Origin of the sequence: Streptomyces sp. Isolate_45 (genome assembly GCF_024721315.2) — a bacterium.
Classification (GTDB): Bacteria; Actinomycetota; Actinomycetes; order Streptomycetales; family Streptomycetaceae; genus Streptomyces.
This window is the reverse complement of sequence record NZ_JANFAK020000282.1, coordinates 1-5,856: the sequence shown is the minus strand read 5'-3', so window position 1 is coordinate 5,856 and position 5,856 is coordinate 1. Positions and strand designations below refer to the sequence as shown.

General features: G+C 70.2%; 7 protein-coding genes. 5 read left to right on the top strand and 2 right to left on the bottom strand.

The window, feature by feature from the left end; genetic code table 11:
- Window positions 1-253 precede the first annotated feature (253 nt).
- Window positions 254-673 (top strand): hypothetical protein, encoded by a 420-nt coding sequence (locus NOD94_RS39925; RefSeq protein WP_281211146.1) that lies wholly within the window; start codon window positions 254-256, stop codon window positions 671-673.
- A gap of 81 nt (window positions 674-754) precedes the next feature.
- On the opposite strand, the gene NOD94_RS39920 is transcribed toward NOD94_RS39925, so the two are convergent.
- Window positions 755-1,273: a proline dehydrogenase gene (locus tag NOD94_RS39920; RefSeq protein WP_281211145.1), complete on the bottom strand. Its 519-nt coding sequence runs from the start codon at window positions 1,271-1,273 to the stop codon at window positions 755-757.
- Between the two features lie 493 nt (window positions 1,274-1,766).
- Between NOD94_RS39920 and NOD94_RS39915 the strand changes: the two genes are divergently transcribed.
- From NOD94_RS39915 to NOD94_RS39900, 4 genes are all read left to right on the top strand, one after another.
- On the top strand, window positions 1,767-1,952 hold the full coding sequence (locus NOD94_RS39915) for a hypothetical protein (RefSeq protein WP_281211144.1): 186 nt from the start codon (window positions 1,767-1,769) through the stop codon (window positions 1,950-1,952).
- A 128-nt stretch (window positions 1,953-2,080) separates the two neighbouring features.
- Window positions 2,081-2,800, top strand: coding sequence for a hypothetical protein (locus NOD94_RS39910; protein ID WP_281211143.1), 720 nt, complete (start codon window positions 2,081-2,083; stop codon window positions 2,798-2,800).
- A 384-nt stretch (window positions 2,801-3,184) separates the two neighbouring features.
- Window positions 3,185-3,463: a GlsB/YeaQ/YmgE family stress response membrane protein gene (locus NOD94_RS39905; protein WP_281211142.1), complete on the top strand. Its 279-nt coding sequence runs from the start codon at window positions 3,185-3,187 to the stop codon at window positions 3,461-3,463.
- A gap of 248 nt (window positions 3,464-3,711) precedes the next feature.
- Window positions 3,712-4,758, top strand: a complete 1,047-nt coding sequence (locus NOD94_RS39900) for an acyl-CoA desaturase (protein ID WP_281211141.1) — start codon at window positions 3,712-3,714, stop codon at window positions 4,756-4,758.
- A 25-nt stretch (window positions 4,759-4,783) separates the two neighbouring features.
- Here the strand turns inward: NOD94_RS39900 and NOD94_RS39895 are convergent, their stop codons facing one another.
- Complete coding sequence (locus tag NOD94_RS39895; RefSeq protein ID WP_281211140.1) at window positions 4,784-5,653, bottom strand: alpha/beta hydrolase; 870 nt, start codon at window positions 5,651-5,653, stop codon at window positions 4,784-4,786.
- Window positions 5,654-5,856: the final 203 nt, after the last annotated feature.

Sequence of the window (5,856 nt, the reverse complement as noted above, 5' to 3'; positions counted from 1 at the left end):
TGAGTGGGGCGGTGCTGATTTTGGTCTGTCTCCCGGTCGGGGGGGGGGGGGGGGGGGCGCGCGCCCCCCCCCCCCCCCCCCCCCCCCCCCCCCCCCCCCCCCCCCCCCCCCCCCCCCCCACACTCGGTTCGGTCGACCGCCCGGGCGGAGGTGCGCATGGGTCGCCCGCCCGTCGTCGCGACGGGGTTGACGGCAAGGTCGGCGGGCAGCCTTGTGGCGTCATCCCGCGAACTCGTGCCAAGGAGACCCCATCGTGTTGCGCCGATCTGCTCTCACCCTCTTCGCCGCAGCGGGCCTGGCCGTGTCCGCGGCCCTCACCGGGCCGGCCGTCGCCGCGACTCCGGCCCCGGCATCCGCGTACGCCACCACGCCGGTCCACGTGGCCGACGGCGCGGGCAGCTACATCAAGGGCACGCTGACCTGGTACAACCGGTCCGCGACCTTCACCGGGACGATGAAGTCGGTCGGCTGCCGCAGGGCGTGGTACAGCGTGTTCGACGCCTATGCCAACCCGCTCGGCCCCAGGAGCAGCAGCACTCACTGCAACACGGTGACCTCGGTGCCCGCCACACTGCCCGCGAACGTCGTCGGCGGTGGCTCGTACGTCGGGGTCTGCCTCGACGACGCGCAGGGCAAGCCGGTGACGTCGTGCGGCGTTTACCCCCGCCCGTGACCTGTCACCACCCCTTCCCCACCCCGTCCGACCACCAAGGCCCGAGGTCGAGGAGACGCGACCGGGCTCGAAGTTCCTGGGTCAGTTGGATTTGCCGATGGTGCTGCGGGCCGCGAGGCGGAAGTCCTTGACGGCCAGATAGAGGGTCCGCTCGTGTTCGGCGGCAAGGGCGATGTCTTCGGCCTTGCGGGCGGTGTTTCCCGCGTGGGCGTTCTCGGCCATCCGCCGCATGATGTGTGAGAGATCGGCGGACGCGGCGGTAACGCGTTCCGCGACTTCCACGAGGGGCGCGGGCCCTTCGAGGATGACGACTTCGCAGGCGCGGTGGACCTCGCGGGCCAGGGTGATGAAGCGGCCTATCTTCTCGTCGATGTCGGGCAGGTCGGGGTGCTCCGAACGCAGCGCGTCGAGGACGGCGTCCATGGCGATGTCGCGGTCATGAAGAGCGCCGAGGTAGCCGGCGTATGCGTCGCGGCGATGCTGGCGGCTCCATTGGGCGTGTTGGGACCGTGCCTGAGCACGGCCGTTGACGATAGCGGCCCCGAGGGTGGTGGCGGAACCGACGGCGGCGCCCAGCAGTGCGGCAAGTCCTGAGTCCATGGGCCCCAGTCTGCCGTTCTTCCTGTTCATCCGGTTCTTTGAGCCAGGTGCAAGCTCAGTACATGTTCCCGGTCGCCTTTCTCGCGCCCGCTCTCCGGGTGGACGAGCTCCGGGAGTCCAGGACGAGGGCGTCCCCGTCCGGGCTCATCGTGATCCCTTCACCACGGAAGTCGCAGCGCCAGGACATCGACTCCGGAGCCGCAGGCCGGATGCCGAGCCGCACCGACGGTCGACGGATGCCGGCTACTCGCCGGCCGGCACTCGAACGAAGCCCTCGGTCCAATCGTCCTCATCGAGCTCGCGGGCCTCGAAGTGGAAACCGCGCGGCTGGACATCGGAGCGGGCGGCGGCCGCGACGCGGCGGCGCTCGCCGCGGATGCACCTCGACGAGCAACGACGCGACTCGGCCATGGTCCGCCCGACCGCACTGCTCGCAACGCGAGGTCGGGTCGTTCTTTCCTTGCGCCACGGCCCGGTGCCCGAGGGGCGTCGCGTGTTCGCCGTCTCCGCCGAGGAGACCATCGACCTTGCCCACGCACACGGCCTGGACGTCGTCCACCACACCGGGCGCGAGGATCCGCACGGACGCCCAGGAGTGACCTGGACCCACCTCGGCTTCCGGCGCGGACCACGGACCGGTCCGCCGTCCGGCCCACGGTCCGGCCTGGCGTTGCCCTGAGGGGACCGTTCGGCCAAAGGCTCAGGAGCGGCCGGTTTCGGAATCTGCGATTCCGGGGACGGTGTCCCAGCATCGCCGTAAATGTCCTCGCGCGCCGCCGGCGCCTGACGGGACGGTCGAGGGAGACCATGGCTTGGAAACGTACGTACCGGGCGCGAACGTCCGCCGCACTCGCGGCCGCCGTCGCCCTCGTCCTGGCAGTTCCGCTCACGGTGGTCGCCGCGCCGCGGACCGGGACCCCGTCGTCGTCCGGCATCGTGGCCGCGGAGCGGGACGCGTCCCGGACGCCGCCCCCACCGCGCCTTCCCCGTGACTTCCGCGGCAAGGGGAAGTGGATCGTCCGAGACCTGGACATCACGGTGCCGTTCACGTGGGAGGGGAGGGACGGAAACAGTCAGATGACCGCAGGGGGCCCGCAGCACCCGATCTGGTTCACGAACCTGATCTACGGGGGCTCGCTCTACACGCTGACGTACAAATGGCCCGGTCTGACCGAGCACCCCTGCTCCCGCATTCCCGGGTTCGATCTGGAGACGCTGAACGAGGGGTTCGAGAATGCCAGGTTCGTCGGGCCGGAGACCCTGCGGGGCACCCCGCATCGGCAGGTGAACCACTGGAGGGTCGGCGTGGTCCTCCCGAACCTGCCGCCCGGGAACTACCCGCGACTACCACTCGCACTGGGCGACATCTACGTCGACGAGGACAACCGGGGCACGTTCTGGCAGGTGCTGCAGTTCGGCGTACAGAACCTCTACGACCCCGAGCTGGACGAGTGGTTGGTCATGGACACCTTCGAGCACCGGCCCGGGACCGTGACGCTTCCCGAGCGGTGCGAGCCGCCCCGGTGAGCTGCGCCCGGTGAGCCGCGCCCGGTGAGCCGCGCCCCGGCTCGGGCAGACAGTGCCGTTGAGCCGGTCGTTCGGCGTGCGGCCCGCGCGTCCTCGGCTTGACGTTCGAGGTGTCGGGTCGCATTCGCCCCGGGCCCGGCCGGGGCTCCGGCCGGGCGAAGGCGCCCCCCGGAGCCGACGTGCGACGACATCGTGTCCGGGTAGCGGCGGTACGAGACGAACGGCCTCGCCGGTGGTGTCGGCGGCGGGAACTCCCTCCAAGGCCCGCTTTCCGACGGAGGCTGCCCTTCGGAAAAGGATCAAGAAACCGGGGCGTTTGGAATCCTCTCCTTGGTGAAGACGGTCGTTGACACCGGCTTTATTCACCGAGGTAGGAGACGCATCATGGGCATTCTCGCCTGGATTCTCATAGGGCTGTTCGCGGGTCTCATCGCCAAGGCCCTCATGCCGGGCAGGGACCCGGGCGGCCTCATCATCACCATCCTCATCGGTGTCGCCGGAGGCCTGCTCGGCGGCTGGCTCGGCAAGGTCATCTTCGGCGTCGACTCCATCGACGGCTTCTTCGACCTCTCCACCTGGATCGCCGCCATCATCGGCTCCCTCATCCTGCTCGTCGTCTACCGACTGATCACCGGAAACAAGCGCCACCACCGGCACGCCTGAGCGACGCAGCCCAGCCCCGGACCCCAACGGCTCCACCTTCCCTCGGAAGGTGGAGCCGTTCCGCCGCCCCGAGCCGGTCCCCGGGGGCACCGCCCCGTCGATCCGTACGTCAATGCCGTTTTCCGGGGTAGGCGCAGTACGGGGAGTGGCACCCGCACGCGGGTGAGGCCCCGGGGCAGGCCGCTCCGTCCGTCCTCCGTGCTGAGGCCGCTCCTCGTCCGACGGACTACGGAAAGTGATTCCTGATCATGAAATCCTCCCGGACCGTGCGACCCCCTCCCGTACGGGCGGATACGGGGAGCGACTTCGCCCGACTCTCCCGGAAGATCCAGGAGGCCGGGCTCATGGCCCGGCGCCCCGGGTACTACGCACTGCGCATCGCGGCCGTGACGGCCCTCTACGCCGTCGGATGGACGGCCTTCCTCCTGATCGGCGACAGCTGGTGGACCCTGGCCGCAGCCGCGTTCCTCGCCCTCGTGTTCGGGCAGGTCGCCCTGCTCGCGCACGACCTCGCCCACCGGCAGGTCTTCAGGCTGCGCAAGGCCAGTGAAGTGTCCGGACGCGTCGCCGGGAACCTCGGCATCGGCATGGGATACGGCTGGTGGCAGGACAAGCACACCCGCCACCACGCCAACCCCAACCACGAGGACCTCGATCCCGACCTCGACCCTGACATCTTCGTCTGGACTCAGGACCAGGCCCGCAGGGCCAGGGGACTGCCGCGGTTGCTCGGCCGCTCGCAGGCGTACCTCTTCTTTCCCCTGCTCGCCCTGGAGGGGTTCAACCTGCACGTGTCCGGGGTGCGGTCGTTGTTCGACCGCTCGCTCAAGCACCGCGTGTGGGAGGCGAGCCTGCTCGCCGCGCACCTGGTCGGCTACCTCGGTGCGTTGTTCCTGGTGCTGCCGCCCGGCAAGGCGGTCGCGTTCCTCCTGGTCCACCAGTGTCTCTTCGGTGTCTACCTCGGCTCGATCTTCGCCCCGAACCACAAGGGCATGCCGATCCTGCGGGGCGCCGAGCGGCCCGACTTCCTCAGGCGCCAGGTCCTGACCTCGCGCGACGTGCGCGGAGGCCCGTTCATCGACCTCGTTCTCGGCGGTCTCAACTACCAGATCGAGCACCACCTGTTCCCGAGCATGCCGAGCCCGCACCTGCGCAGGGCGCAGGCCATCGTCCGCGGGTACTGCCAGGAGCTCGGGGTCAGCCATCTGGAAACCGGCCTGGTGGACTCCTACCGGCAGACCCTCGCCAGCCTCCACGCGGCGGGAGCCCCTCTCAGGAGGCCGCGGACGGCCTGACGTCACGACCGTCCGATGCCACCACCTACGGCCGGCCCGTCGGAGGCCGGCCGTGCGCCCGTACGTCGCCGACCAGCCAGGTGAGCATGGCCGGCGTGGCGTCGAAGTGCCCACCGTGTCCGGCGTCGTCCTGTCTGATCAGGGTCGCCGTCGGCATGCGCGCGGCGAGCCACTCGCCGTGCGAGGGCGGCACCAGGGTGTCGAGGCCGCCGTGCCAGATCCGTGCCGGCACGGTGATGTCCGCGGGGTCGAATCCCCAGTCCGTGCCGAAGAGCGCCGTGACGTCGTCCACCCAGCCGTCCAGTCCGGGCCGGACCGCTTCGGCGAACGCCGAGCCGATCATCGCGCTGATCTCGGGTCGGGAGAGGACGGCCTGCTCGATTTCCGGCAGGGGCGGGAAGTTGGCGGTGCCGAGGTTCGCGAGGTGTTGCGTGACGGCCTCCCTGCCGGTCACCGCCACGGCGGCGCTGTGGCGGTTCCCCTCGCTCATCCCGGCGGTCCAGTCCAGTCCGGCCGCGTCACGCGGCGCGAGGCTCGCCAGTGCCCCCAGCCGTGTCACCCGTTCGGGATACCGGGCCGCGAAGGCCAGGGCGTGCGGGCCGCCTCCCGATACCCCGAACACCGCGAAGCGGTGCAGGCCGAGTGCGGCGGTGATCGTGGCCACGTCCGACGCGGCATCGATGACCCGGCGCCCCGGTTTCGGCGTGGAACCTCCGAACCCGGGCCGGTCGTAGGTGATCAGCCGGACGCCGAGCTCGTGGAACAGTGATTCGTCCGGGTACCGGGCCAGTCGGCTCATCGGGCTGCCGTGCAGGTAGACGACGGGCGTCCCGGTGGGGTCGCCCCATTCCTCAACCGCCAAGGTCCGACCGTCGTCGGTGATCAACTCGCGCATGGCGGCAAAGCTAGTCGGGGCACTGATCGAGGGCCAAGGCTTTTCGTTCACGGCACAACTCCGCCGAGCTGCCCCCTTCGGGCCCGCCCCGTAGGTCGTCTGATGGGGCGTCCATGAACAGCAACATGAACAGCAACATGACTCACGAAACTTGTTTCGCGTATTGCTTGACGGGTGTGGGTGTTGGGCGCGATGCTCTGGGG